Source organism: Halomonas sp. THAF12 (assembly GCF_009363675.1).
Lineage (GTDB): Bacteria > Pseudomonadota > Gammaproteobacteria > Pseudomonadales > Halomonadaceae > Halomonas > Halomonas smyrnensis.
In genome coordinates, this window is sequence record NZ_CP045399.1 from 3330964 (window position 1) to 3355652 (window position 24689).

The 24689-nt window shown below is 63.9% G+C and carries 18 protein-coding genes, 5 tRNA genes and 5 rRNA genes; 12 read left to right on the top strand and 16 right to left on the bottom strand.

From position 1 onward, the window contains the following. Positions 1-96: 96 nt before the first annotated feature. Entirely contained in the window at positions 97-843 is a 747-nt protein-coding gene (gene phbB / locus FIU88_RS15395) for an acetoacetyl-CoA reductase (protein ID WP_026068594.1), read from the bottom strand. Between the two features lie 209 nt (positions 844-1052). Here phbB and FIU88_RS15400 point away from each other — a divergent pair. Together FIU88_RS15400 and FIU88_RS15405 are read left to right on the top strand one after the other, a co-directional pair. Continuing rightward, positions 1053-1129: transfer RNA gene (locus FIU88_RS15400), tRNA-Met, on the top strand. 469 nt (positions 1130-1598) lie between these two features. Continuing rightward, a complete protein-coding gene (locus FIU88_RS15405; RefSeq protein WP_016856341.1) occupies positions 1599-2546 on the top strand; it encodes a tetratricopeptide repeat protein in 948 nt (315 codons plus the stop codon). A 57-nt stretch (positions 2547-2603) separates the two neighbouring features. Here FIU88_RS15405 and FIU88_RS15410 read toward each other — a convergent pair whose 3' ends face one another. Continuing rightward, positions 2604-3779 carry a MalY/PatB family protein gene (locus FIU88_RS15410; RefSeq protein ID WP_016856340.1) on the bottom strand — a complete coding sequence of 392 codons (1176 nt, stop codon included), beginning with the start codon at positions 3777-3779 and terminating at the stop codon, positions 2604-2606. Between the two features lie 42 nt (positions 3780-3821). On the opposite strand from FIU88_RS15410, the gene FIU88_RS15415 reads away from it, so the two are divergent. After that, complete coding sequence (locus FIU88_RS15415) at positions 3822-4256, top strand: hypothetical protein (RefSeq protein ID WP_016856339.1); 435 nt, start codon at positions 3822-3824, stop codon at positions 4254-4256. Between the two features lie 77 nt (positions 4257-4333). Here FIU88_RS15415 and FIU88_RS15420 read toward each other — a convergent pair whose 3' ends face one another. After that, the gene (locus tag FIU88_RS15420; protein ID WP_016856338.1) at positions 4334-4672 is read right to left on the bottom strand and encodes a hypothetical protein; all 339 of its coding nucleotides are present in this window, start codon (positions 4670-4672) and stop codon (positions 4334-4336) included. A 45-nt stretch (positions 4673-4717) separates the two neighbouring features. Between FIU88_RS15420 and FIU88_RS15425 the strand changes: the two genes are divergently transcribed. Next, positions 4718-5536: a hypothetical protein gene (locus FIU88_RS15425; protein ID WP_152479791.1), complete on the top strand. Its 819-nt coding sequence runs from the start codon at positions 4718-4720 to the stop codon at positions 5534-5536. 82 nt (positions 5537-5618) lie between these two features. Here FIU88_RS15425 and FIU88_RS15430 read toward each other — a convergent pair whose 3' ends face one another. Beyond that, the gene (locus FIU88_RS15430) at positions 5619-7139 is read right to left on the bottom strand and encodes a SulP family inorganic anion transporter (RefSeq protein WP_152479792.1); all 1521 of its coding nucleotides are present in this window, start codon (positions 7137-7139) and stop codon (positions 5619-5621) included. 220 nt (positions 7140-7359) lie between these two features. On the opposite strand from FIU88_RS15430, the gene FIU88_RS15435 reads away from it, so the two are divergent. The 5 genes from FIU88_RS15435 (at position 7360) to FIU88_RS15455 (ending at position 9770) form a co-directional block, all read left to right on the top strand. Then, complete coding sequence (locus FIU88_RS15435) at positions 7360-7770, top strand: thioesterase family protein (RefSeq protein WP_016856335.1); 411 nt, start codon at positions 7360-7362, stop codon at positions 7768-7770. Then, positions 7767-8237: a Cys-tRNA(Pro) deacylase gene (gene ybaK / locus FIU88_RS15440; RefSeq protein ID WP_016856334.1), complete on the top strand. Its 471-nt coding sequence runs from the start codon at positions 7767-7769 to the stop codon at positions 8235-8237. Before FIU88_RS15435 ends, ybaK begins: the two co-directional genes overlap by 4 nt. A 61-nt stretch (positions 8238-8298) precedes the next feature. Next, positions 8299-8616: a hypothetical protein gene (locus tag FIU88_RS15445; RefSeq protein WP_152479793.1), complete on the top strand. Its 318-nt coding sequence runs from the start codon at positions 8299-8301 to the stop codon at positions 8614-8616. Then, positions 8600-9121: a DUF501 domain-containing protein gene (locus FIU88_RS15450; protein WP_016856332.1), complete on the top strand. Its 522-nt coding sequence runs from the start codon at positions 8600-8602 to the stop codon at positions 9119-9121. The genes FIU88_RS15445 and FIU88_RS15450 overlap by 17 nt, the downstream gene beginning before the upstream one ends. 97 nt (positions 9122-9218) lie before the next feature. Beyond that, positions 9219-9770, top strand: a complete 552-nt coding sequence (locus FIU88_RS15455) for a TIGR00730 family Rossman fold protein (RefSeq protein WP_016856331.1) — start codon at positions 9219-9221, stop codon at positions 9768-9770. Between the two features lie 81 nt (positions 9771-9851). Here the strand turns inward: FIU88_RS15455 and FIU88_RS15460 are convergent, their stop codons facing one another. Together FIU88_RS15460 and FIU88_RS15465 are read right to left on the bottom strand one after the other, a co-directional pair. Next, positions 9852-10346 (bottom strand): hypothetical protein, encoded by a 495-nt coding sequence (locus FIU88_RS15460; protein ID WP_016856330.1) that lies wholly within the window; start codon positions 10344-10346, stop codon positions 9852-9854. A 79-nt stretch (positions 10347-10425) separates the two neighbouring features. After that, complete coding sequence (locus FIU88_RS15465) at positions 10426-10941, bottom strand: tetratricopeptide repeat protein (protein ID WP_016856329.1); 516 nt, start codon at positions 10939-10941, stop codon at positions 10426-10428. 222 nt (positions 10942-11163) lie between these two features. Between FIU88_RS15465 and FIU88_RS15470 the strand changes: the two genes are divergently transcribed. Then, the gene (locus FIU88_RS15470; RefSeq protein ID WP_152479794.1) at positions 11164-12195 is read left to right on the top strand and encodes an NADP(H)-dependent aldo-keto reductase; all 1032 of its coding nucleotides are present in this window, start codon (positions 11164-11166) and stop codon (positions 12193-12195) included. A gap of 110 nt (positions 12196-12305) precedes the next feature. Next, on the top strand, positions 12306-13088 hold the full coding sequence (gene yaaA, locus FIU88_RS15475; protein ID WP_016856327.1) for a peroxide stress protein YaaA: 783 nt from the start codon (positions 12306-12308) through the stop codon (positions 13086-13088). Between the two features lie 6 nt (positions 13089-13094). On the opposite strand, the gene FIU88_RS15480 is transcribed toward yaaA, so the two are convergent. After that, positions 13095-13667, bottom strand: coding sequence for an isochorismatase family protein (locus FIU88_RS15480; protein WP_152479795.1), 573 nt, complete (start codon positions 13665-13667; stop codon positions 13095-13097). 105 nt (positions 13668-13772) lie between these two features. Here FIU88_RS15480 and FIU88_RS15485 point away from each other — a divergent pair, with 105 nt between their 5' ends. Further along, a complete protein-coding gene (locus FIU88_RS15485; protein WP_152479796.1) occupies positions 13773-14618 on the top strand; it encodes a Tim44 domain-containing protein in 846 nt (281 codons plus the stop codon). Between the two features lie 453 nt (positions 14619-15071). Here FIU88_RS15485 and rrf (FIU88_RS15490) read toward each other — a convergent pair. The 9 genes from rrf (FIU88_RS15490) to FIU88_RS15530 all read right to left on the bottom strand — a co-directional run bounded on the left by rrf (FIU88_RS15490) (position 15072) and on the right by FIU88_RS15530 (position 24644). Next, a 5S ribosomal RNA gene (rrf, locus tag FIU88_RS15490) occupies positions 15072-15186 on the bottom strand. A gap of 89 nt (positions 15187-15275) precedes the next feature. After that, positions 15276-18162: ribosomal RNA gene (locus FIU88_RS15495) — 23S ribosomal RNA — on the bottom strand. A gap of 227 nt (positions 18163-18389) precedes the next feature. Then, a tRNA-Ala gene (locus FIU88_RS15500) sits at positions 18390-18465 on the bottom strand. 105 nt (positions 18466-18570) lie between these two features. Beyond that, positions 18571-18647, bottom strand: a tRNA-Ile gene (locus FIU88_RS15505). Positions 18648-18719: 72 nt separating this feature from the next. Further along, positions 18720-20257: ribosomal RNA gene (locus tag FIU88_RS15510) — 16S ribosomal RNA — on the bottom strand. A 903-nt stretch (positions 20258-21160) separates the two neighbouring features. Then, positions 21161-21275, bottom strand: a 5S ribosomal RNA gene (rrf, locus tag FIU88_RS15515). Between the two features lie 89 nt (positions 21276-21364). Further along, positions 21365-24251: ribosomal RNA gene (locus FIU88_RS15520) — 23S ribosomal RNA — on the bottom strand. Together the 16S, 23S and 5S rRNA genes with 4 tRNA genes alongside form the textbook arrangement of a ribosomal RNA operon. A 226-nt stretch (positions 24252-24477) precedes the next feature. Next, a tRNA-Ala gene (locus FIU88_RS15525) sits at positions 24478-24553 on the bottom strand. A gap of 14 nt (positions 24554-24567) precedes the next feature. Beyond that, positions 24568-24644 (bottom strand) — tRNA-Ile (locus FIU88_RS15530). Positions 24645-24689: the final 45 nt, after the last annotated feature.

Here is a 24689-nt window from a genome sequence, read left to right on the forward strand (position 1 = left end):
TTCTTTCGTCCGAAACGAGAACGCGAGGCCATTGGCCTCGCGTTCCTCTTCTGCTCTGCCGGGCACGGCCTCGTCGGGCCGCCCTGGTGAGTCGGCTCAGCCCATGAACTGGCCGCCGTTGATGTCGACGTTGGCGCCGGTGATGAAGCCGGATTGCTGGTCGGCCAGGAACACCACCAGGCGGGCGATCTCCTCCGGCGTGCCGTAGCGCTTGACCGGAATGGTCTCGCGAATCGCCTCGCGCACCTTCTCGGGAATCTTCATGATCATGTCGGTGGCGATATAGCCCGGCGACACCGTATTGACGGTGATGCCCTTGGTGGCGGTTTCCTGGGCCAGCGACATGGTCAGGCCGTGCATGCCCGCCTTGGCCGCCGCATAGTTCACCTGGCCGAACTGCCCCTTGCGACCGTTGATCGAGGAAATGTTCACGATGCGCCCGTAGTTATGCTCGAGCATGTCCTCGATCACGCTGCGACAGGTGTTGAAGACGCTGTTGAGGTTGGTGTCGATGACATCGCCCCATTGCTCCGAGCTCATCTTCTTCAGGGTGCCGTCGCGGGTGATGCCGGCGCAGTTGACCAGCACGCCGATCGGCCCATGGGTCTCGCGGATCTCCTTGGCACCGGCCATGCAGGCATCGAAGTCGGCGAGATCCACACCGGACAGGGCGATATTCTCATAGCCATCGGCCTTCTGCTGCTCGAGCCAGGCCTGGGCCTTCTCGGGATTGTGATACCCCGCGACGACCTGATAGCCGGCATCGGCCAACGCGCGGCAGATGGCGCTCCCGATTCCCCCGGTTCCTCCAGTGACCCAGGCGACGGTGGCGGATGTTGTCATTGATACTCTCCCTGGTGGTGTAAAACCTGCGAGTCGGGTCGCGATGGCGATCCCGACTCCTCGAGATAGTCTCGTCTGTCCGGCTGTCATTTTCGTGACAGCCGACCTCGAGTATGGACCAGGAGCCGCGGACAACACGACCCCTCCGCCGACGGCTCGAGGCAGGGTTGACGCAGGTCAGGTTCTCTGTATAATACGCCTCACGTTGATGCGGGGTGGAGCAGTCTGGTAGCTCGTCGGGCTCATAACCCGAAGGTCATCGGTTCAAATCCGGTCCCCGCTACCAAACATCAGAAAAAGGCCGATGTCTCAGGACATCGGCCTTTTCCGTTTTTGCGGATATTATCAGCCCGATCGTCGGGCTCGGCTCTTTTTACAATCCTGGGAAGGTCATCGGCTCATACCCGATCCCCGCTACCCAGCATCAGAGAAAAGCCAGAACCTACGGGTTCTGGCTTTTTTCGTTTGTGCTGGATGCCGGCATACCGCTCGTCGGTCTTGGCACTTCACAACCCCGGGAAGGCCATCGGCTCACACCCGATCCCAGCCGCCAAATTTCAGAAAGAAGGCCGATGTCTCAGGACATCGGCCTTCTTTCGTTTTTACGGATATTATCAGCCCGATCGTCGGGCTCGGCGCTTGATCCCCTCAGGAAGGCCACCGGTTCATACCCGGCCCAGCTGGCCGGCCTTGAATCTCCACCCCCTCGCCCGCATAACATAGGCCAAACACACTTCGTTCAAGGCCAGATCACCATGCCGATCGTCGATCCCCGTACCGGTGAGCCGCTCACCTCCGACAGCCAGGCCGACGCCGCCTCCGGTGCCGCCCAGGGCGGAAGCCAGGCCGCGCAGCGCGATGACCTGATCATCGACGTCGACCGCAGCAACATCCAGCAGCTGCTCGAGACCTCCATGCAGGTGCCGGTGCTGCTCGACTGCTGGGCGCCCTGGTGCGAGCCGTGCAAGAACCTGATGCCGGTGCTGGAGAAGCTGACCCGCGAGTACAACGGCGCCTTCCTGCTGGCCAAGCTCAACATCGACGACAACCAGGACATCGCCGCCCAGCTGGGCGTGCGCTCGGTGCCGGACGTCAAGCTGATCAGCCAGGGCGGCCTGGTCGACCAGCTCCAGGGCGCGCTGCCCGAGAAGCAGATCCGCGAGTGGCTGGGCAAGTACTTCCCGGAGCCCGAGGGCGTGCAGGAGAGCCCCGAGGAGCAGGCCGCCGCCGCGCTGGAGGCCGGCGATGCCGAGACCGCCCGCGCGATCTACTCGGAACTCGCCCAGCAGTGGCCCGACCATGGCCCCTACAAGGTGGAACTGGCCCGCACCCTGGTGGCCGCCGGCAATCCCGACGAGGCCCGCGCGCTGCTCGACGCCCTGCCGCCGGAGGAGCGCGACGCCGCGCCGGCCCGCGGCGTGCGCGCCAGCATCGAGTTCGATGAGGAGGCCCCGTCCCGCGAGGCGCTGGCCGCCCTGGAAGGCCGCGACGACAGCGAGGCCCGGTACCAGCGCGCCCTGCGTCAGGTGGCCGACGGCCAGTACGAGGCCGGCCTCGAGGCGCTGCTGACGCTGATGAAGCAGGACCGCGCCTACGGCGACGATGCCGCGCGCAAGACCCTGCTGCGGGTCTTCGATGCCCTGGGCAACGACCATCCGCTGACCGCCACCTACCGCCGCAAGCTGTTCGCCCTGCTCTACTGAGCCGGGACCGGGCCGATCGCCAGCCGCCGCCCATCTCCGGAGGGCGGCGGCATCGCGTCAGGCCCCCAGCACGCCGTCCAGCCGCGCCAGCGCCGCCTCCAGCTGCGCCGCGGTGGTGCCGAAGTTGAGCCGCGCGAAGCCCGGCCGGCCGAAGGGCGCCCCGTCGGACAGCGCCACCCCGGCGCGGTCGAGCAGCGCCCGCTGGGGCGAGGCCACGTCCTTGAGCGCCGGCGCCTCGCGCAGGTCGAGCCAGGCCAGATAGGTCGCCTCGGGCGGCGTCATCGCCACCCCCGGCCAGCGGGCCACGCGCTCGACCAGCCGCGCCCGATGGCCGCGCAGGGTCTCGAGCAGCGCCTGGCGCCAGGGATCGCCGTGGCGGTAGGCGGCCTCGGCGGCCACCAGGCCGAGCACGTTGCCGTCCGGCTGCAGCCCCTTGGCCATCGCCGCGAAACGGCGCCGCAGGCCGGCGTCGGGAATCACGGCACAGGCGGCGGTCAGCCCGGCCAGGTTGAAGGTCTTCGACGGCGCCCACAGCGTCAGGATCCGCTCGGCGAGCTGCGGATAGGCGGCCGCCAGCGGCCGGTGCCGTGCGCCCTCGTCGAGCATCAGGTCGGCATGCAGCTCGTCGGAGACCACGATCAGATCGTGGCGCTCGACCAGTTCGGCCAGGCCGTCCAGCTCGTCGTCGCGCCACACGCGGCCGGTGGGATTGTGCGGCTGGCACCACAGCAGCAGCCGGGTCTCGGGGGTGATCGCCGCTTCCAGGGCGTCCAGGTCCAGCCGCCAGTCGTCGCCCGGCGCTTCGGGCGGGCGCATCGCGGCCTGCTGGGCCAGGCGGCCGGTGCGCTCGGCCACCTGCAGGAAGGGCGGATAGATCGGCGTCACCGTCAGCAGGCCGTCGCCCGGCTCGGTGAGCGCCAGGCTGGCCAGGTGCAGCGCCGGCACCACGCCCGGCAGCCACAGCTGCCAGTCGGGCTCGATGTCCCAGCCGTAGTGTGCGGCACTCCAGTCGCACAGCGCCTGGCGCAGGCCGTCCGACACCCGGCCGTAGCCGTAGACGCCGTGGTCGACCCGCGCGCGCAGCGCCTCGATCACCGCCGGCGGCGAGCGGAAATCCATGTCGGCGACCCACAGCGGCAGCACGTCCTCGCCGTACTGATGCCATTTCTGTGACGGCCAGTCGCCCTCGGGCGGGTGGCGTCGCTCCACCGGCGTGGCAAAATCGAACTCCATTGCGTTTCCTGCTCCCAGAGGCCATGAACAATGACTGAAACCATGCCGCAAGGCGGCTTCTATGCCAAGGTACGCCGCGGCCTGCCCGGCCTCATCGCCCGCTGGCAGGACATCGGCCGCGACTCGCCGGACCGCCTGGCGCTGATCCTGGCCGAGACCGCCCGGGTGGCCAAGCTGGGCCAGCCCGCGGCCACGCCCGACGCCGCCACCCTCACCGCCTGGGCCGACCCCGAGGCACCCGAGGAGGTGCCGCTGTGGGCCGGGCGCACCGCGCTGTTCCTGCTGGTGCAGATGCCGGCCCGGCCGCTGCCGGTCGACGATGACGAGGCCTGCGCCTGGGCCTACTGCTGGCTGCGCAACCGCGATCCGGACAGCTACGAGGCCGCCCGCGACGCCCTGCCCGAGCATCTGCGCGAACCGCTGGACGCCGCCCTCAAGGCGGCCTGGACGGACCGTCAGGGCCTGCGCCTGGTATGACGCCGCGCCGATGCCCTCGGGAGGCGGCCTGGACGGGCCACCCGGGCCTCGGGCTGGCGTGACGCCCGCGCGCCCTCTCAGCGCCGGCGCGCGGCCTTCTTGGGCTTGAAGCCCGCCGGCTTGGTGGCCAGCCATTCGACGAAGGCACGCACCTCCGGATGCGCCAGCAGCGCCTCTCGGCTGCGATAATGCTCGGCCAGCTCGCGCTCGCCGAGCACCGCGTGGATGTGCTTGTGGCAGGCGTGACACAGCCACAGGATCGCCGTCAGCCGCTCGGCGCGATCGAAGCGACGCCGATAGCGCGCCTTGCCGTGCAGGGCGCGGGGAATCAGATGATGCCTGGTCAGCGGCGCCGGCCGGCCGCACAGCTCGCAGCCCTCGGGCCGGGGCGGCGGCGACAGATCGTGTTCGGCCATGGCCCTCTCCACGACGATACATACCTCTAGGATAAGGAAAATCACATGGACGTTCCGCTCACCTGGCAGCTGGCCAAGCTCGCGATCTCGATCGGCGTGGTGCTCGGCCTGTCGATGATCGCCGAACGCGTCAGCACCCGCGTCGCCGGGCTGCTCTCCGGCTATCCGCTGGGCACCGCCATCGCGCTGTTCTTCATCGGCCTCGAGCTCTCTCCGGCCTTCGCCGCCGAGAGCGCGGTGCATACCCTGGCCGGCTTCACCGCGACCCTGGCCCTGGGCGGCGGTTACCTGCTCGGCGGCCGTCGCGATGGCCTGGCGGGCATCGCGCTGGGCACCCTGACCGGGCTCGCCTGCTGGCTCGCCACCAGCCTGGTGCTGACCCGGATCGACTTCGATCGCGTCACCGGCACCCTGACGACGCTGGTCGCCATCGCCGTGTTCACCTGGCTCTATCGCCGAGTGCCGGACATCAAGGCCAGCCCCAAGGGCGGCTTCTCCTGGCCCGCCCTGGCGCTGCGCGCCGGCCTCGCCGTGGGCATCATCTTCCTGATCACCGGTCTCGCCCACGTGGTGCCCTCGGCCTGGGCCGGGGTGATGGCGGCCTTCCCGGTGACCATGTATCCGTTCCTGGTGATCCTGCACCTGACCCAGGGCGCCGCGCCCACGGCCACCGTGATCAAGCACTATCCGGCGGGGCTCGGCTCGCTGCTGTGCTACGCCCTGGTGGTCTCGCTGAACTACGATAGCCTGGGCCTGTGGCCGGGCACGCTGCTGGGCTTCGCCGCGGCCACGCTATGGCTGCTCGGCTGGACCCGGCTGCAGCGCTGGTGGCGCGAGCGCCGCACGGCCACGGCAGGCTCCTGACGGCGGCTCGCTGATGCCGCCTCGCGACGCCACGCGGCCGGGAGGCGGCCATCGCCTCCCGGCCGCCGCTTCTTCCAACCACTCAGGCGGCCACGGCGCGGCGCCTCAGCCGACCCTCGACGCGATGTGACATCGTCACGTTGCCGACCATCTCCAGCTCCCCGCCCTGCTGGCGTGCGGCGCGCCGCCAGTCGTCCAGCAGCTCGGCGCAGGCGTGATCGATATAGTGCAGCCGGCCGATACACACGCGCAGGTGGGTGTCCGGGCCGACCTCGCCCAGCAGCCGCGCCAGCCTGGGCACGCTCAGGAAGGTCGCGGTGCCGCGCAGGCGCAGCTCGACGCCGCCGTCCTCGTCGGTCTCCCAGCGGGCCCGCAGCCGGGAGGCGCTCCAGGCCAGCTTCACCAGCGTCAGGACGAAGCCCACCAGCACGCCGGTCAGCAGGTCGGTGCCCACGATGCTCAGCGCCGTGGCGAGATAGATCAGCGGCGGGGTGCGGCCATAGCGGCCGAGATGGCGGATCGCCCGGACGTCCACCAGCTTGCCCCCGGTATACACCAGCACGCCGCCCAGGCTGGCCACCGGAATGCTCTGCAGCACGCCGGGCAGCAGCATCACCAGCGCCAGCAGCCACAGGCCATGCAGGATCGCCGACAGCCGGGTGCGCGCCCCGGCCTGGACGTTGGCCGAGCTGCGCACGATCACCCCGGTCATGGGCAGGGCACCGAGCGCGCCGCACAGCATGTTGCCGACGCCCTGGGCCGACAGCTCGCGGTCGAACTTCGCGCGCCGCCCGGCGTGCATGCGATCGACCGCCGCCGCCGACAGCAGGGTCTCGGCGCTGGCGATGAAGGCCATGGCCAGGGCGGCGACCAGCAGGCTCGGGTCGGCCAGCATACCGAGGTCCTGCCAGCCGACCCCGTCGATGGCCTGGCCGAGATCGTCGGGCAGCGTGACTCGATCGACCGGCAGCGCCCAGCCGATGCTGGCCAGGGTGACCAGCACCACGCCGATCAGCGCCCCCGGCAGGAAGCGCAGCGAGGCCGGCCGGAAGCGCTCCCACAGCCACATGATGGCGAGGGTGGCGACGCCGACCGCCCCGGCGATCAGCGCACCGCTGCCGTTCACCTGCCGCACGGCGTCCCAGGCGGCGCCGGGGAAGGCGATCAGGTTGGCCAGTCCCGAGGCCGCCGGTTCGGCGTCGAGCATCACGTGCAGCTGCGACAGCACGATCAGGATGCCGATCCCCGCCAGCATGCCGGATACCACCGCCGGGGCGACGATGCGGAACCAGCAGCCGAGCCGCAGCACCCCGGCCAGGCACTGCAGGGCCCCCGCCAGCAGCAGCACCGGGCCCAGCGCCGCCAGCCCGTGGCGGTTCACCAGCTCGAAGACCAGCACCGCGAGCCCGGCCGCCGGCCCGCTGACTTGCAGCGGTGCCCCGGCCAGCAGGCCGACCACCAGGCCGCCGACGATGCCGGTGATCAGGCCCTTGGCGGGCGGCACCCCGGAGGCGATGGCGATGCCCATGCACAGCGGCAGGGCGACGAGAAACACCACCACGGAGGCCATGGCATCGCGTGACAGGAAACGAAACAGGGTCATGAGCTTTCTCCACATCCCATGTGAATCAGAAAGACGACGGCGTCGGGCCGATCACGGCTCCGGCCGCGTCCCGCGGCATCGGAGCTGGCGTCCTGCCACGCTAGAAGAGCCCACCTTGCCGGGGGCTGACGACGCCGTTCACGCCGGGTTCATGTCGTCATTGACCAAGCGCTTGCTCGGCGGCGATGCTAGCGCTTCGGCCCGACCGACGAGGACCCCCATGTTCACGCGCACCATCGAACCCGCCTTCTACGACACCGATGCCCTGGGGCATATCAACAACACCCGCCTGCCGGCCTGGTTCGAGCTGGCCCGCAACGACCTGTTCAGGCTCTTCACGCCGGACCTCGATCCCGGCCGCTGGCGGCTGATCATGGCGCGCATGGAGATCGACTACCGGGCCGAACTGTTCTACGGCCGGGACATCGAGATCCGCACCTATCTCACCCGGCTCGGCACCAGCTCCTTCACCGTGACCCAGGAGGCCTGGCAGTCGGGCCGGCTGGCCAACCTGGGCCATACCGTGCTGGTCCACTACGATCATCAGGCCAAGGGCGCGGTGCCCATCGAGGGCGGGCTGCGCGAGGCGCTGGCCGCCCACCTGCAGGATACGGAGACCCAGGACGCATGACCCCCGCCATCAAGACCCTGGAGAAGGCCGGCGTGGCCTTCGAGACGGCCAGCTACGAGCATGACCCGCGCCGTCCCGCCTACGGCGAGGAGGCCGCCGAGGCCCTGGGCCTGCCCGCCGAGACGGTGTTCAAGACCCTGCTCGCCCGCCTCGACGACGGCCGGCTGGCGATGGCCATCGTGCCGGTCCCCGGCCAGCTCGATCTCAAGGCCCTGGCCCGGGCGGCCGGCGCCCGCAAGGCACGGATGGCCGAGCCCGTCGAGGCCGAACGCGCCACCGGCTACGTGGTCGGCGGCATCAGCCCGCTGGGGCAGAAGAAACGCCTGCCGGCCTTCATCGACGACAGCGCCGAGGCGCTGGCACGCTTCCACGTCAGCGGCGGGCGGCGCGGCCTGGAACTCGCCCTCGCCCCGGGCGATCTGGCGCGACTGCTGTCGGCGACCTTCGCGCCCCTGGCCCGCGCCTGAGCCGAACGCCACCGCCTGCGGTCCCAGTCATCATCGCCTCACCGATCCCAAGGGAGTCCCCATGGCCATCCGCTACGACCTCTGGCTCGATCCCGACGACGTCGCCCGCCATCGCGCCGTCGAGGCCGACCTGGAGAACTTCTTCCTCGAGCGCTTCGCCGACTACCCGCATATCCGCTTGTTCGGGGCAGACCCCTACGATTATGATGCGCCCTTCAACCGCCTCTACGATGTCCTGATGGCGCGCGGCGGCGAGTACTGCGAACGGCACTGGCACTACGTGCCCACCCCCGAGCAGCTCAACCGCACCTTCTTTCGCGCCGTGGGACGCTCGACCAAGTTCATACGAGACGACCCCGACGATGGTGATTCAACCTGACACCCAGCCCGACGAGCGCCAGCTCGCCGTCATCGCCGCGCAGCTCGGCCGCGCGCCCCGCGGCATCGAGGCCCTGGCCGCCACCGACGGCGAGGGCACGCCGCTGGTGCTGCGCATGGCGCCCATCGTCGACGAAACGCCCTTCCCGACGCTCTACTGGCTGAGCGACGAGCGGCTCAAGATCGAGCTGTCGCGCATCGAGGCCGCCGGCGTGATCAAGACCCTCGAGGCGCGGCTCAAGGAAGACCCCGAGTTCATGGCCGCCTATCACCGGAGCCACGAGGACTACGTGGCCGCCCGCTGGCGCCACATGAACGAGGCGCAGCGCGCCGAGGTCGAGCGTCGCGGCTACGGCGACGTGCTGCGCCAGCGCGGCATCGGCGGCATCGCCAACTGGGACCAGGTGCGCTGCCTGCACACCCAGTACGCCCATCATCTGTGCGGCCACAACGTCATCGGCCAGTGGGTGGACGCCGAATACGGCGTCATCGACCTGCTGCCCTGAGCGGCCGGCCGAGCGATGGAGACATCACACGAGGGCGCCTGAGGGCGCCCTTCTTGCGTCGGCGCGCCGCCGACGATCACGCATCGAGGAGGACACCATGTCGAGATTCTGCGTCTACCTGGGCTCGCGGGACGGCCACGACCCGCGCTTTCTCGCCGCCGCCCGGCACCTGGGCGAGGCGCTGGCCCGCCGCGGCCACTCGCTGGTCTACGGCGGCGCCCGCGTAGGCATGATGGGCGAGCTGGCCAACAGCGTGCTGGCGGCCGGCGGCGAGGTGGTCGGCGTGATGCCGGATCATCTGGTGGAGCGCGAGCAGGCGCACCTGGAGCTGACGCGGCTGATCCGCGTGCGCAACATGCACGAGCGCAAGGCCAGCATGGCCGCCCACTGCGATGCCTTCATCGCCCTGCCCGGCGGCATCGGCACCCTGGAGGAGCTGTTCGAGGCCTGGACCTGGCGCTACCTGGGGCTGCACGACAAGCCGATCGGCCTGCTCGACACCGCCGGCTTCTATTCGCCGCTGCTGACCTTCCTCGACAGCACCGTGGAGCACGGCTTCCTCAACGCCCACACCCGCCGGGACCTGCTCGCCGACGAGGCGCCCGAGGCGCTGCTCGACGCCCTGGAGGCACGCCTCGCCGCCTCCTGAGCCGGCCTTCATCCCCCACAACGCAGACCGCCCGGCACAAGGCCGGGCGGTCGAGCGCATCACGGGGGCATCACCGCCGTCTCAGTCGGCGATCTCCAGCGTGCGCTGGTAGGTGAGCTGCAGCAGCAGGGCGTCTTCCCCGGCGCGGTGGCGATGGATGCCGCGCTCCTCGATGATCGCCTCCTTGATGTCGCTCCAGCGCGCCATCTGCTCCTCGCTGAGCAGGCGGCGCAGGGCCTCGAGGCGGAAGGCCGGCAGCATGCCGGCGTGATGGAAGAGCAGCGACAGCCAGGTGTTGTCGTAGCCCCAGCTGTCGCTGTAGGCCACGCCGATCTCGGCCAGCTCGTCGTTGAGCCAGCACGCCACCTGACGCACGGGATGGCCCTCGCGCGCCAGGCGATTGCGCGAGATGCCATGCAGGAGTTCCGCCTTGGGATCCCAGTGCGTCCACTCGTCCAGGGGCTGGATCAGGAAGGCGCAGGTGCTGCCGTCCGCGCGAGCCAGGCCGACCTCGATGGGGTAGCTGCCGCGTCCGAATCCGGACGCTTCGATATCCAGCAGTGTCGGTAACGTCACGGGCTGCTGAGTCCTTGATGATGTAGGGCCGCCGGTCATTGACGGCCGAAGTCACTGCCCCGCAGGAGGCGCCATCATCCTAGTGTCGCGTCCCGGCTTCGTCGCTGTCCAGTGACGCCACCGGCGCGGCGTTGCGTTCGGCCAGCGCCGTCCAGTGCGCGGTGCGCTCGGGATCCTCCGGCAGCTCCAGCTCGCCGTCGCGGTAGGCGCGCGCCAGGCGCTCCGCCGCCAGGCGATGCCCGGCCTCGCCGGCCCGGGCGTACCAGGTCACGGCGCGATCGGCGCGGTGCGGGTACTGGGCGCAGCCGTGCTCGTAGATCTGCCCGGCCTGATACTGGGCGTGCAGATCCCCGCCCTGGGCGGCCTCGAGCACGTAACGGGCACCACGGGCCTTGTCCTGCGGCGTGACGGCACGGCGGAACAGCATATGGCCGTACAGCGACAGGGCGGCCGGATGACCGGCATCCGCGCAGCGCTGAAAGAGGTGCATGGTCAGGCGCTGCGTGCGCGGCGAGCGAGGCAGCCAGCTGGTGTGGAACAGCTGGCGCGCCAGATGGTACTCGAGCCGAGTGAACAGTGACGATGCCTGCGGCATGACAAACAACCTTGCGTCCGGAGGTCGGTTGATGACGTCGAGCACACCCCTGTGTCCGGCGTCCTGTGCGGAAAACAATCGGCCGCCTTGCGGGCTCCTCCCAGGCAGCGGATGCGCAGCATACGCCCGCCCCGGCGGTGACTCAACCCCTCGGCGTTTACGATATCGCTCCCCCGGCGCTACCATGCCAACGCACTGCCAACTCTTGATGAGGAGAAACGGATGCAGACCCGCCCCCTGGGCCGTACCGGCCTTGATGTCAGCCGCCTGTGCCTCGGCACCATGACCTTCGGCGAACAGAACACCGAGGCCGAGGCCCACGAGCAGCTCGACCGCGCCGTGGCCTTCGGCGTCAACTTCATCGACACCGCCGAGATGTACCCGGTGCCGCCCAAGGCCGAGACCCAGGGACTGACCGAAGCCTACGTCGGCAGCTGGCTCAAGGCGCGCGGCGCCCGTGACGACGTCATCATCGCCACCAAGGCCGCCGGCCCGGGCCTCGACCATATCCGCGGCGGCTCGCGACTGACCCGCGAGCAGATCCACCAGGCCATCGATACCAGCCTGGCCCGGCTGCAGACCGACTACGTCGACCTCTACCAGCTGCACTGGCCCGACCGCCGCGCCAACTTCTTCGGCCGCCTCGGCTACGAGCACGACGCCGAAGAGGACGCCGTCGCCCTCGAGGAGAGCCTGTCGGCGCTGCAGGAGCTGGTGCAGGCCGGCAAGATCCGCGCCGTGGGCCTCTCCAACGAGACGCCCTGGGGCGTGATGCACGCGCTGCGGCTGGCCGAGCGCCAGGGCCTGCCTCGCGTGGCCTCGGTACAGAACCCCTACAGCCTGCTCAACCGCAGCTTCGAGGTCGGCCTGGCCGAGATCGCCCATCGCGAGGACGTGGGCCTGCTGGCCTACTCGCCGCTGGCCTTCGGCAAGCTGTCCGGCAAGTACCTCGACGGCGCCTGGCCGGAGGGGGCACGCCTGACGCTGTACGAGCGCTTCCAGCGCTACAACACGCCCCAGGCCGACGAGGCGACGCGGGCCTACGTCGAGATCGCCCGCGAACACGGCCTCGATCCGGCCCAGATGGCGCTGGCCTACGTCAATTCGCGCTCCTTCCTGACCAGCAACATCATCGGTGCCACCAGCATGGCGCAGCTGGAGAGCAACCTGGCGAGCGAGTCGCTGCGCCTCGACGACGAGGTCCGCGCGGCCATCGAAGCCGTGCACCAGCGCATTCCCAACCCCAGCCCCTGAGCCTCGCCTCCCGCCTCCGGCCCCGCGCCGGGGCTATGAGCCCGATAGCCCCGGCGCCCGGGCGTGCCTGATATACTCGGACCGAATCTATCCAGGCACAGGAGCGCCCCATGCTGAGCGTGATCTCGCCCGCCAAGACGCTGGACTTCGAGACCCCGGCGACCACGGCCCAGGCCACCCAGCCCGACTTCCTCGACCGCAGCCGCGAGCTGATCGGCATCCTGCGCGACCTCTCGCCGCAGCAGATCAGCGAGCTGATGGGCGTCAGCGACAAGATCGCCGGCCTCAACGCGGCCCGCTTCGCCGAGTGGCAGACGCCCTTCACGCCGGACAACGCCAAGCCCGCCGCCCAGGCCTTCCAGGGCGACGTCTACGTGGGGCTGGAGGCCGCCTCCTTCGACGAGGGCGACAACGCCTTCGCCCAGGATCATCTGCGCATCCTCTCCGGCCTCTACGGCCTGCTGCGGCCGCTGGACCTGATCCAGCCCTACCGGCTGGAGATGGGCACCAAGCTGGCCAACCCGGCCGGCAAGGATCTCTACGCCTACTGGAAGCCGACCCTGACCACGGCCCTCGAGCGAGCCATCGCCGAGAGCGGCAGCAAGGTGCTGGTCAACCTGGCGTCCAACGAGTACTTCAAGGCCGTCGATGCCAGGAGGCTCGACGCACGGGTGATCACCCCGGTGTTCAAGGACGAGAAGAACGGCCAGTACAAGATCATCAGCTTCTACGCCAAGAAGGCCCGCGGCCTGATGGCGGCCTGGATGATCCGGCAGCGCCTCGACGATCCGGAAGGCCTCAAGGAATTCGACGTGGCCGGCTATCGCTACAGCGCCGCCGAGTCCGAGGGCAACACCCTGGTGTTCTGCCGCGCCGAGCAGGACCGTCCCTGACGCGCTTCAATCGAAGAAGCGCAGCGGCCGCGGTGAACGCGGCTTGAGGAAGCGGCGGTGCACGTCCCTGAAGCGGGCATCGTCGCAGCGCTCCAGCCACTCATAGGCCGCCATGTCGGCGCTCACCGTCCAGGCGCCGGCCCGCTCGATCCGCCGCCGGGCCAGGGACGCCTCCTCGCGCCGCCGGCTGACCGTGGCCTCCGCCAGCCAGAAGACCTCGTATCCCGCCGCGCGAAGCCCGAGCCCCGTCTGCAGCACGCAGACGTGGGCCTCGGCCCCGCACAGCACCACCTGATCTCGCATGCTCCGGGCCAGCGCCGCGGCGAAGGCCGTTTCCCCATGGGCATCGAAGCGGGTCTTCTCCCAGTACCGGGCGCCCTCGAACGCCAGACGCGGATCGCTGCCACCCAGCCCCGCCGGATACTGCTCGGTCAGCCACACCGGCACATCCAGCGCCTCGGCCACGCCACCCAGCCAGCTCGCCTCACGGACGGCCTGCTCGCCGCCGTCCAGCACCGGCAGCAGGCCGGCCTGCAGATCGACGATCAACAGCAGGCTCTTCTCTCGAACAAGTCGCATCGACGCTCCCCTAAGGTAGACGGTGCCGGTGACCCGCTGAGTCGATAGAATGATGCCTTCACTTCTTCCCGGCGGCTCTCCCGCCACATTCATTGGAGACACACGATGCGTCAACTCTTCGTCATGCTGGTCGTCGGCCTGCTGGGCTTCGGCCTCGCCGTCGATCATGCCGACGCTCGCCGCCTGGGCGGCGGCAAGAGCTTCGGCAGCTATTCCCGCTCGGCGGACTCGCCCAGCGCGACCAGCTCGCGCACCAACAGCACCGCCGGCGCGGCCTCGACCCAGCGCAAGCCGTCCACCGGCCTGTCGCGCTTCGCCGGGCCCTTCGCCGGCCTGCTGGCCGGCGGCCTGCTGGCCGGCGGCCTGCTGGCCTCGCTGTTCTTCGGCGGCGCCTTCGACGACCTGCGCTTCTTCGACATCCTGCTGATCGGCGGCGCGCTCTTCCTGCTGTTCAGGCTGTTCGCCCGCAAGCGGCGCCCGGCAACGGCAGGCGGGCCCGGCATGGAGACCCGCGAGTCCCACGAGCAGGCCCAGGCTCGGCCCCAGGCCTTCACCGGTTCACTCGGCGGCGGTCTCGCCAAGGAGCCCGAGTGGTTCGACCGCGAGCGCTTCCTGGGCGGCGCCAAGGAACACTTCATGACCCTGCAGCGCGCCTGGGACAACAACGACTTCGCCCAGATTCAGGACTACGTCACGCCCGAGCTCTACAACCTGCTGCGCAGCGAGCGCGACCAGCAGCCGGCCAACAACCGCACCGAGATCGTGCGCCTGTTCGCCGAGCTCGGCAGCATCCAGGAAGTGGGCACCCAGGCCGAGGCCACCGTGCTCTTCCACGGCATCCTCGACGAGAACGGCGAGCAGAACGCCTTCAACGAGACCTGGCACCTGGTGCGCGAGCTGCGTGACGGCGCGCCCTGGCACGTTCAGGGCATCGAGCAGAACCCCGCCTGATACGCGTCTTTCGCAGACGACGACAGGCACAAGAAAGGCCGGGCATCTTGCCCGGCCTTTTGCCATCCAGAGCCCGCTCCACCGGTGCAGTCCGACGCCTTCGCCAGCCTCTCGCGCCTCCACCGCACCACGCCTCTCCTGGCTCGTCATTCCCCTCAGAGCAAGCCTAGATCCCCCTGCGACTCGCCCCCCCTGCGACTCGGTACCGACTGGCCATAGCGTCTGCCACTGCCACAGAACGGTATCCAGGGCGTGACCTCCCGCTGTCTACTGACACGAACGCCCCGCCCTCTCGAAGAGGACGGGGCGTTTTTTGGCGAGCGTGTGCGGCGTCATGCCAACTCTCGTTCCGAGGCCCGGACATGAAAAAACCCCGACTCATTGAGCCGGGGTTTTCTCGATACATAAGAAAAGCCCCAACCTCAACGAGGCCGGGGCTTTTCCGGTATAAGTGCCTGACGATGACCTACTCTCGCATGGGAACTCCCACACTACCATCGGCGCTGAGCGGTTTCACTGCTGAGTTCGGCAAGGGATCAGGTGGTTCCCGCACGCTATGGTCGTCAGGCGAAAAAGGCAATGCAAATCATGCTGACGAGATCGTCTCTCGCGTATCCGTCGTCGTCTGTTGTCAGTCACAGACCACTTGGGTGTTATATGGTCAAGCCTCACGGGCCATTAGTATCGGTTAGCTCAACGCCTTGCAGCGCTTCCACATCCGACCTATCAACCAGCTGGTCTTGCTGGGCCCTTCAGGAGGCTCGAGGCCTCGGGGAGATCTCATCTTGAAGGGGGCTTCCCGCTTAGATGCTTTCAGCGGTTATCCCGTCCGTACATAGCTACCCGGCGATGCCACTGGCGTGACAACCGGAACACCAGAGGTACGTCCACTCCGGTCCTCTCGTACTAGGAGCAGCGCTTCTCAAATCTCCAACGCCCACGGCAGATAGGGACCGAACTGTCTCACGACGTTCTAAACCCAGCTCGCGTACCACTTTAAATGGCGAACAGCCATACCCTTGGGACCGACTTCAGCCCCAGGATGTGATGAGCCGACATCGAGGTGCCAAACACCGCCGTCGATGTGAACTCTTGGGCGGTATCAGCCTGTTATCCCCGGAGTACCTTTTATCCGTTGAGCGATGGCCCTTCCATACAGAACCACCGGATCACTAGAACCTACTTTCGTACCTGCTCGACGTGTCTGTCTCGCAGTTAAGCACCCTTATGCTCTTGCACTCATTGCACGATTTCCAACCGTGCTGAGGGTACCTTCGTGCTCCTCCGTTACGCTTTGGGAGGAGACCGCCCCAGTCAAACTACCCACCACACACGGTCCTCGATCCGGATAACGGACCGGAGTTAGAACGCCAATGATGCCAGGCTGGTATTTCAAGGTTGGCTCCACTCGATCTGGCGACCGAGTTTCCAAGCCTCCCAGCTATCCTACACAAGCAACATCAGCGTCCAGTGTGAAGCTGTAGTAAAGGTTCACGGGGTCTTTCCGTCTAGCCGCGGGTACACAGCATCTTCACTGCGATTTCAATTTCACTGAGTCTCGGGTGGAGACAGCGTGGCCATCATTACGCCATTCGTGCAGGTCGGAACTTACCCGACAAGGAATTTCGCTACCTTAGGACCGTTATAGTTACGGCCGCCGTTTACCGGGGCTTCGATCAGGAGCTTCGCGTGAGCTAACACCATCAATTAACCTTCCGGCACCGGGCAGGCGTCATACCCTATACGTCCGCTTACGCGTTTGCAGAGTACTGTGTTTTTAATAAACAGTTGCAGCCACCTGGTATCTTCGACCGGCGTCAGCTCCACCCGCAAGGGGCTTCACCTAATACCGGCGTGCCTTCTCCCGAAGTTACGGCACCATTTTGCCTAGTTCCTTCACCCGAGTTCTCTCAAGCGCCTTGGTATTCTCTACCTGACCACCTGTGTCGGTTTGGGGTACGGTTCCACTGTATCTGAAGCTTAGAGGCTTTTCCTGGGAGCGTGGCATCGATGACTTCCAGACCGTAGTCTGTTCGTCTCGTCTCTCGGCCTTAGGGAACCGGATTTGCCTAATTCCCCAGCCTACTGACTTTCACCAGGACAACCAACGCCTGGCTCACCTAGCCTTCTCCGTCCCCCCATCGCAATACAGTGAAGTACGGGAATATTGACCCGTTTCCCATCGACTACGCCTTTCGGCCTCGCCTTAGGGGCCGACTCACTCTGCTCCGATTAGCGTCGAACAGAAACCCTTGGTCTTCCGGCGGGGGAGTTTTTCACTCCCCTTATCGTTACTCATGTCAGCATTCGCACTCGTGATACCTCCAGCATGCTTCTCAACACACCTTCGTCGGCGTACACGACGCTCCTCTACCGCTCATCATTCGATGAACCCGTAGCTTCGGTACCTGGTTTGAGCCCCGTTACATCTTCCGCGCAGGCCGACTCGACTAGTGAGCTATTACGCTTTCTTTAAAGGATGGCTGCTTCTAAGCCAACCTCCTAGCTGTCTAAGCCTTCCCACATCGTTTCCCACTTAACCAGGATTTGGGGACCTTAGCTGACGGTCTGGGTTGTTTCCCTTTTCACAACGGACGTTAGCACCCGCTGTGTGTCTCCCACGCTGCACTCACCGGTATTCGGAGTTTGCCTCGGGTTGGTAAGTCGGGATGACCCCCTAGCCGAAACAGTGCTCTACCCCCGGCGGTGATACGTGAGGCGCTACCTAAATAGCTTTCGAGGAGAACCAGCTATCTCCGGGCTTGATTAGCCTTTCACTCCGATCCACAAGTCATCCAAATCTTTTTCAACAGATCCTGGTTCGGTCCTCCAGTTGATGTTACTCAACCTTCAACCTGCTCATGGATAGATCGCCCGGTTTCGGGTCTATATCCAGCGACTGGTCGCCCAGTTAAGACTCGGTTTCCCTACGCCTCCCCTATACGGTTAAGCTCGCCACTGAATATAAGTCGCTGACCCATTATACAAAAGGTACGCGGTCACGGGACGAGCCCGCTCCCACTGCTTGTACGCACACGGTTTCAGGGTCTATTTCACTCCCCTCTCCGGGGTTCTTTTCGCCTTTCCCTCACGGTACTGGTTCACTATCGGTCAGTCAGGAGTATTTAGCCTTGGAGGATGGTCCCCCCATCTTCAATCAGGGTTTCACGTGCCCCGACCTACTCGATTTCACGGGATCAGGCTTTCGACTACGGGGCTATCACCCTGTATCGCTGAGTTTCCCAACTCATTCGCCTAACCTTTCACCCGCTTAAGGGCTGGTCCCCGTTCGCTCGCCGCTACTGGGGGAATCTCGGTTGATTTCTTTTCCTCGGGGTACTTAGATGTTTCAGTTCCCCCGGTTCGCCTCGTACACCTATGTATTCAGTGCACGATACCTATCTGACGATAGGTGGGTTTCCCCATTCAGAGATGTCCGGGTCGCAGGTTGTTTGCCACCTCGCCGAACCTTATCGCAGGCTTCCACGTCTTTCATCGCCTCTGACTGCCAAGGCATCCACCGTGTGCGCTTCATCGCTTGACCATATAACCCCAAGGGGTCTGATCCGCGATGACAACCACGACAATTGCCGGATACGCTTGAGACGTATCTCATGCCCTTCCCCGGGTAGGGAAGGGACTTTGTCAGCATGATTCACATTGTTAAAGAGCGACTGTCAATCGACAGTCACAAACGTGTCATCCCCTTGGGTAATGATTCGCTTGTGACTGTGGATTCACATAAAACCGACTGCAAGACCCTGTGGAGAGTGGTGGAGCCTAGCGGGATCGAACCGCTGACCTCCTGCGTGCAAGGCAGGCGCTCTCCCAGCTGAGCTAAGGCCCCTCTGACACCATCAAGATCGATGGAAATTTGAGTAAGACGAGGCGCTTTTGGTCGACGTGTAGCCTGCTACACGAGGGTAAAAGCAACGACGTATTACGCAAATTTTGGTGGGTCTGGGCAGACTTGAACTGCCGACCTCACCCTTATCAGGGGTGCGCTCTAACCAACTGAGCTACAGACCCAAACAGTCTTTTGCTCTGGCCGATCAGATAATTCATTGTGGACACTTGCCGGGTGGCGGTGACGTCGTCGATTAAGGAGGTGATCCAGCCGCAGGTTCCCCTACGGCTACCTTGTTACGACTTCACCCCAGTCATGAACCACACCGTGGTGATCGCCCTCCGAAGTTAGGCTAACCACTTCTGGTGCAGTCCACTCCCATGGTGTGACGGGCGGTGTGTACAAGGCCCGGGAACGTATTCACCGTGCCATTCTGATGCACGATTACTAGCGATTCCGACTTCACGGAGTCGAGTTGCAGACTCCGATCCGGACTGAGACCGGCTTTATGAGATTAGCTCCCCCTCGCGGGATTGCAGCCCATTGTACCGGCCATTGTAGCACGTGTGTAGCCCTACTCGTAAGGGCCATGATGACCTGACGTCGTCCCCACCTTCCTCCGGTTTGTCACCGGCAGTCTCCCTAGAGTTCCCGACCGAATCGCTGGCAAATAGGGACAAGGGTTGCGCTCGTTACGGGACTTAACCCAACATTTCACAACACGAGCTGACGACGGCCATGCAGCACCTGTCTGAGCGTTCCCGAAGGCACCAATCCATCTCTGGAAAGTTCGCTCGATGTCAAGAGTAGGTAAGGTTCTTCGCGTTGCATCGAATTAAACCACATGCTCCACCGCTTGTGCGGGCCCCCGTCAATTCATTTGAGTTTTAACCTTGCGGCCGTACTCCCCAGGCGGTCGACTTATCGCGTTAACTGCGCCACAAAGGTCTCGAGGACCCCAACGGCTAGTCGACATCGTTTACGGCGTGGACTACCAGGGTATCTAATCCTGTTTGCTACCCACGCTTTCGCACCTCAGCGTCAGTGTCAGTCCAGAAGGCCGCCTTCGCCACTGGTATTCCTCCCGATCTCTACGCATTTCACCGCTACACCGGGAATTCTACCTTCCTCTCCTGCACTCTAGCCTGACAGTTCCGGATGCCGTTCCCAGGTTGAGCCCGGGGCTTTCACAACCGGCTTATCAAGCCGCCTACGCGCGCTTTACGCCCAGTAATTCCGATTAACGCTTGCACCCTCCGTATTACCGCGGCTGCTGGCACGGAGTTAGCCGGTGCTTCTTCTGCGAGTGATGTCCTTCTTGCGGGGTATTAACCCACAAGCGTTCTTCCTCGCTGAAAGTGCTTTACAACCCGAAGGCCTTCTTCACACACGCGGCATGGCTGGATCAGGCTTTCGCCCATTGTCCAATATTCCCCACTGCTGCCTCCCGTAGGAGTTCGGGCCGTGTCTCAGTCCCGATGTGGCTGATCATCCTCTCAGACCAGCTACGGATCGCGGCCTTGGTGAGCCATTACCTCACCAACTAGCTAATCCGACATAGGCTCATCCGATAGCGCAAGGTCCGAAGATCCCCTGCTTTCCCCCTTGGGGCGTATGCGGTATTAGCTTGAGTTTCCTCAAGTTATCCCCCACTACCGGGCAGATTCCTATGCATTACTCACCCGTCCGCCGCTCGACGCCTCCTAGCAAGCTAGGATCGTTTCCGCTCGACTTGCATGTGTTAGGCCTGCCGCCAGCGTTCAATCTGAGCCATGATCAAACTCTTCAGTTAAAAGTCTGATAGTTCCTAAGGTGGAACCAAACCTGGTTCAAGATTCAAACGTCTCTTTGACGAGTCGCTTGTCTTGATATCTGGTGACTGGTCACCGACATCCCGACAAGCGCCCACATGAATTATCTGATCGATTGTTAAAGAGCAGCTCGACTCAATAAGGAGAAGAGCATCTTGCGTTCCCGGCCGCTTGGCCAGTGCCTCGCAAGGAAGGCGTATTCTACGTGATCGGCGCGTCGTGTCAACCGGTGATCTTCAAGCTCTCGAGAGAGCGAAGCGGATGACCGAGCGTGCGACTTCAACGACTGAAGCGGCGTCCGATCGAGCCCTCAGCGGGCTACCGTAGCGAGTGGCGGGCATTTTACCGATTCCGCTGACCCTGTCAATCGAGCGCTTCCGACAACCGCCGAAAAACCTCAAGAAAAACAAGCGCTTCTGCCACTCATCACCGCCTGCAACGTTGCCCGTCGCCGGCAGCGGATGCGTACTTTACGGACTTCCCCGGGATGGTGCAAGGACTTTTTTCATGCGCCGTGTTGCACCAGGGCGCGCGCTCGGCGCGAGCCCCATGATGGCGGGGTTTCACGAGGTTCGGGCGATATCGCTTTTCCCGGACTCAGGCCCGATCGATCCGAATTCACGGAATGACCAAGCGCCCCCTGATTTCGGGTCCAGGTTCACCAACACCAACACCAACACCAACACCAACACCAACACCAACGAAAGCGTCCACTGGGCATCATCTTGCTCCTGCAATGACACATGACGACCAACGCCCCGCCCTCTCGAAGAGGACGGGGCGTTTTTTCGAGTATCGTTCCAGGCTCGGCCGGCGCCTTGCGCGATTGGCCAGACATGAAAAAACCCCGAGCCTTTCGGGCTCGGGGTTTTCTCGGAATAAGTGCCTGACGATGACCTACTCTCGCATGGGAACTCCCACACTACCATCGGCGCTGAGCGGTTTCACTGCTGAGTTCGGCAAGGGATCAGGTGGTTCCCGCACGCTATGGTCGTCAGGCGAAAAGGGCAATGCGAATCATGCTGACGAGATCGTCTCTCGCGTATCCGCCGTCGTCTGTTGTCATTCACAGACCACTTGGGTGTTATATGGTCAAGCCTCACGGGCCATTAGTATCGGTTAGCTCAACGCCTTGCAGCGCTTCCACATCCGACCTATCAACCAGCTGGTCTTGCTGGGCCCTTCAGGAGGCTCGAGGCCTCGGGGAGATCTCATCTTGAAGGGGGCTTCCCGCTTAGATGCTTTCAGCGGTTATCCCGTCCGTACATAGCTACCCGGCGATGCCACTGGCGTGACAACCGGAACACCAGAGGTACGTCCACTCCGGTCCTCTCGTACTAGGAGCAGCGCTTCTCAAATCTCCAACGCCCACGGCAGATAGGGACCGAACTGTCTCACGACGTTCTAAACCCAGCTCGCGTACCACTTTAAATGGCGAACAGCCATACCCTTGGGACCGACTTCAGCCCCAGGATGTGATGAGCCGACATCGAGGTGCCAAACACCGCCGTCGATGTGAACTCTTGGGCGGTATCAGCCTGTTATCCCCGGAGTACCTTTTATCCGTTGAGCGATGGCCCTTCCATACAGAACCACCGGATCACTAGAACCTACTTTCGTACCTGCTCGACGTGTCTGTCTCGCAGTTAAGCACCCTTATGCTCTTGCACTCATTGCACGATTTCCAACCGTGCTGAGGGTACCTTCGTGCTCCTCCGTTACGCTTTGGGAGGAGACCGCCCCAGTCAAACTACCCACCACACACGGTCCTCGATCCGGATAACGGACCGGAGTTAGAACGCCAATGATGCCAGGCTGGTATTTCAAGGTTGGCTCCACTCGATCTGGCGACCGAGTTTCCAAGCCTCCCAGCTATCCTACACAAGCAACATCAGCGTCCAGTGTGAAGCTGTAGTAAAGGTTCACGGGGTCTTTCCGTCTAGCCGCGGGTACACAGCATCTTCACTGCGATTTCAATTTCACTGAGTCTCGGGTGGAGACAGCGTGGCCATCATTACGCCATTCGTGCAGGTCGGAACTTACCCGACAAGGAATTTCGCTACCTTAGGACCGTTATAGTTACGGCCGCCGTTTACCGGGGCTTCGATCAGGAGCTTCGCGTGAGCTAACACCATCAATTAACCTTCCGGCACCGGGCAGGCGTCATACCCTATACGTCCGCTTACGCGTTTGCAGAGTACTGTGTTTTTAATAAACAGTTGCAGCCACCTGGTATCTTCGACCGGCGTCAGCTCCACCCGCAAGGGGCTTCACCTAATACCGGCGTGCCTTCTCCCGAAGTTACGGCACCATTTTGCCTAGTTCCTTCACCCGAGTTCTCTCAAGCGCCTTGGTATTCTCTACCTGACCACCTGTGTCGGTTTGGGGTACGGTTCCACTGTATCTGAAGCTTAGAGGCTTTTCCTGGGAGCGTGGCATCGATGACTTCCAGACCGTAGTCTGTTCGTCTCGTCTCTCGGCCTTAGGGAACCGGATTTGCCTAATTCCCCAGCCTACTGACTTTCACCAGGACAACCAACGCCTGGCTCACCTAGCCTTCTCCGTCCCCCCATCGCAATACAGTGAAGTACGGGAATATTGACCCGTTTCCCATCGACTACGCCTTTCGGCCTCGCCTTAGGGGCCGACTCACTCTGCTCCGATTAGCGTCGAACAGAAACCCTTGGTCTTCCGGCGGGGGAGTTTTTCACTCCCCTTATCGTTACTCATGTCAGCATTCGCACTCGTGATACCTCCAGCATGCTTCTCAACACACCTTCGTCGGCGTACACGACGCTCCTCTACCGCTCATCATTCGATGAACCCGTAGCTTCGGTACCTGGTTTGAGCCCCGTTACATCTTCCGCGCAGGCCGACTCGACTAGTGAGCTATTACGCTTTCTTTAAAGGATGGCTGCTTCTAAGCCAACCTCCTAGCTGTCTAAGCCTTCCCACATCGTTTCCCACTTAACCAGGATTTGGGGACCTTAGCTGACGGTCTGGGTTGTTTCCCTTTTCACAACGGACGTTAGCACCCGCTGTGTGTCTCCCACGCTGCACTCACCGGTATTCGGAGTTTGCCTCGGGTTGGTAAGTCGGGATGACCCCCTAGCCGAAACAGTGCTCTACCCCCGGCGGTGATACGTGAGGCGCTACCTAAATAGCTTTCGAGGAGAACCAGCTATCTCCGGGCTTGATTAGCCTTTCACTCCGATCCACAAGTCATCCAAATCTTTTTCAACAGATCCTGGTTCGGTCCTCCAGTTGATGTTACTCAACCTTCAACCTGCTCATGGATAGATCGCCCGGTTTCGGGTCTATATCCAGCGACTGGTCGCCCAGTTAAGACTCGGTTTCCCTACGCCTCCCCTATACGGTTAAGCTCGCCACTGAATATAAGTCGCTGACCCATTATACAAAAGGTACGCGGTCACGGGACGAGCCCGCTCCCACTGCTTGTACGCACACGGTTTCAGGGTCTATTTCACTCCCCTCTCCGGGGTTCTTTTCGCCTTTCCCTCACGGTACTGGTTCACTATCGGTCAGTCAGGAGTATTTAGCCTTGGAGGATGGTCCCCCCATCTTCAATCAGGGTTTCACGTGCCCCGACCTACTCGATTTCACGGGATCAGGCTTTCGACTACGGGGCTATCACCCTGTATCGCTGAGTTTCCCAACTCATTCGCCTAACCTTTCACCCGCTTAAGGGCTGGTCCCCGTTCGCTCGCCGCTACTGGGGGAATCTCGGTTGATTTCTTTTCCTCGGGGTACTTAGATGTTTCAGTTCCCCCGGTTCGCCTCGTACACCTATGTATTCAGTGCACGATACCTATCTGACGATAGGTGGGTTTCCCCATTCAGAGATGTCCGGGTCGCAGGTTGTTTGCCACCTCGCCGAACCTTATCGCAGGCTTCCACGTCTTTCATCGCCTCTGACTGCCAAGGCATCCACCGTGTGCGCTTCATCGCTTGACCATATAACCCCAAGGGGTCTGATCCGCGATGACAACCACGACAATTGCCGGATACGCTTGAGACGTATCTCATGCCCTCTCCCGGGTAGGAGAGGGACTTTGTCAGCATGATTCACATTGTTAAAGAGCGACTGTCAATCGACAGTCACAAACGTGTCATCCCCTTGGGTAATGATCGCTTGTGACTGTGGATTCACATAAAACCGACTGTAGGACCCTGTGGAGAGTGGTGGAGCCTAGCGGGATCGAACCGCTGACCTCCTGCGTGCAAGGCAGGCGCTCTCCCAGCTGAGCTAAGGCCCCTCTGACAAGGTATTTGGTGGGTCTGGGCAGACTTGAACTGCCGACCTCACCCTTATCAGGGGTGCGCTCTAACCAACTGAGCTACAGACCCAAACAGTCTTTTGCTCTGGCCGATCAGATAATTCATTGTGGACAC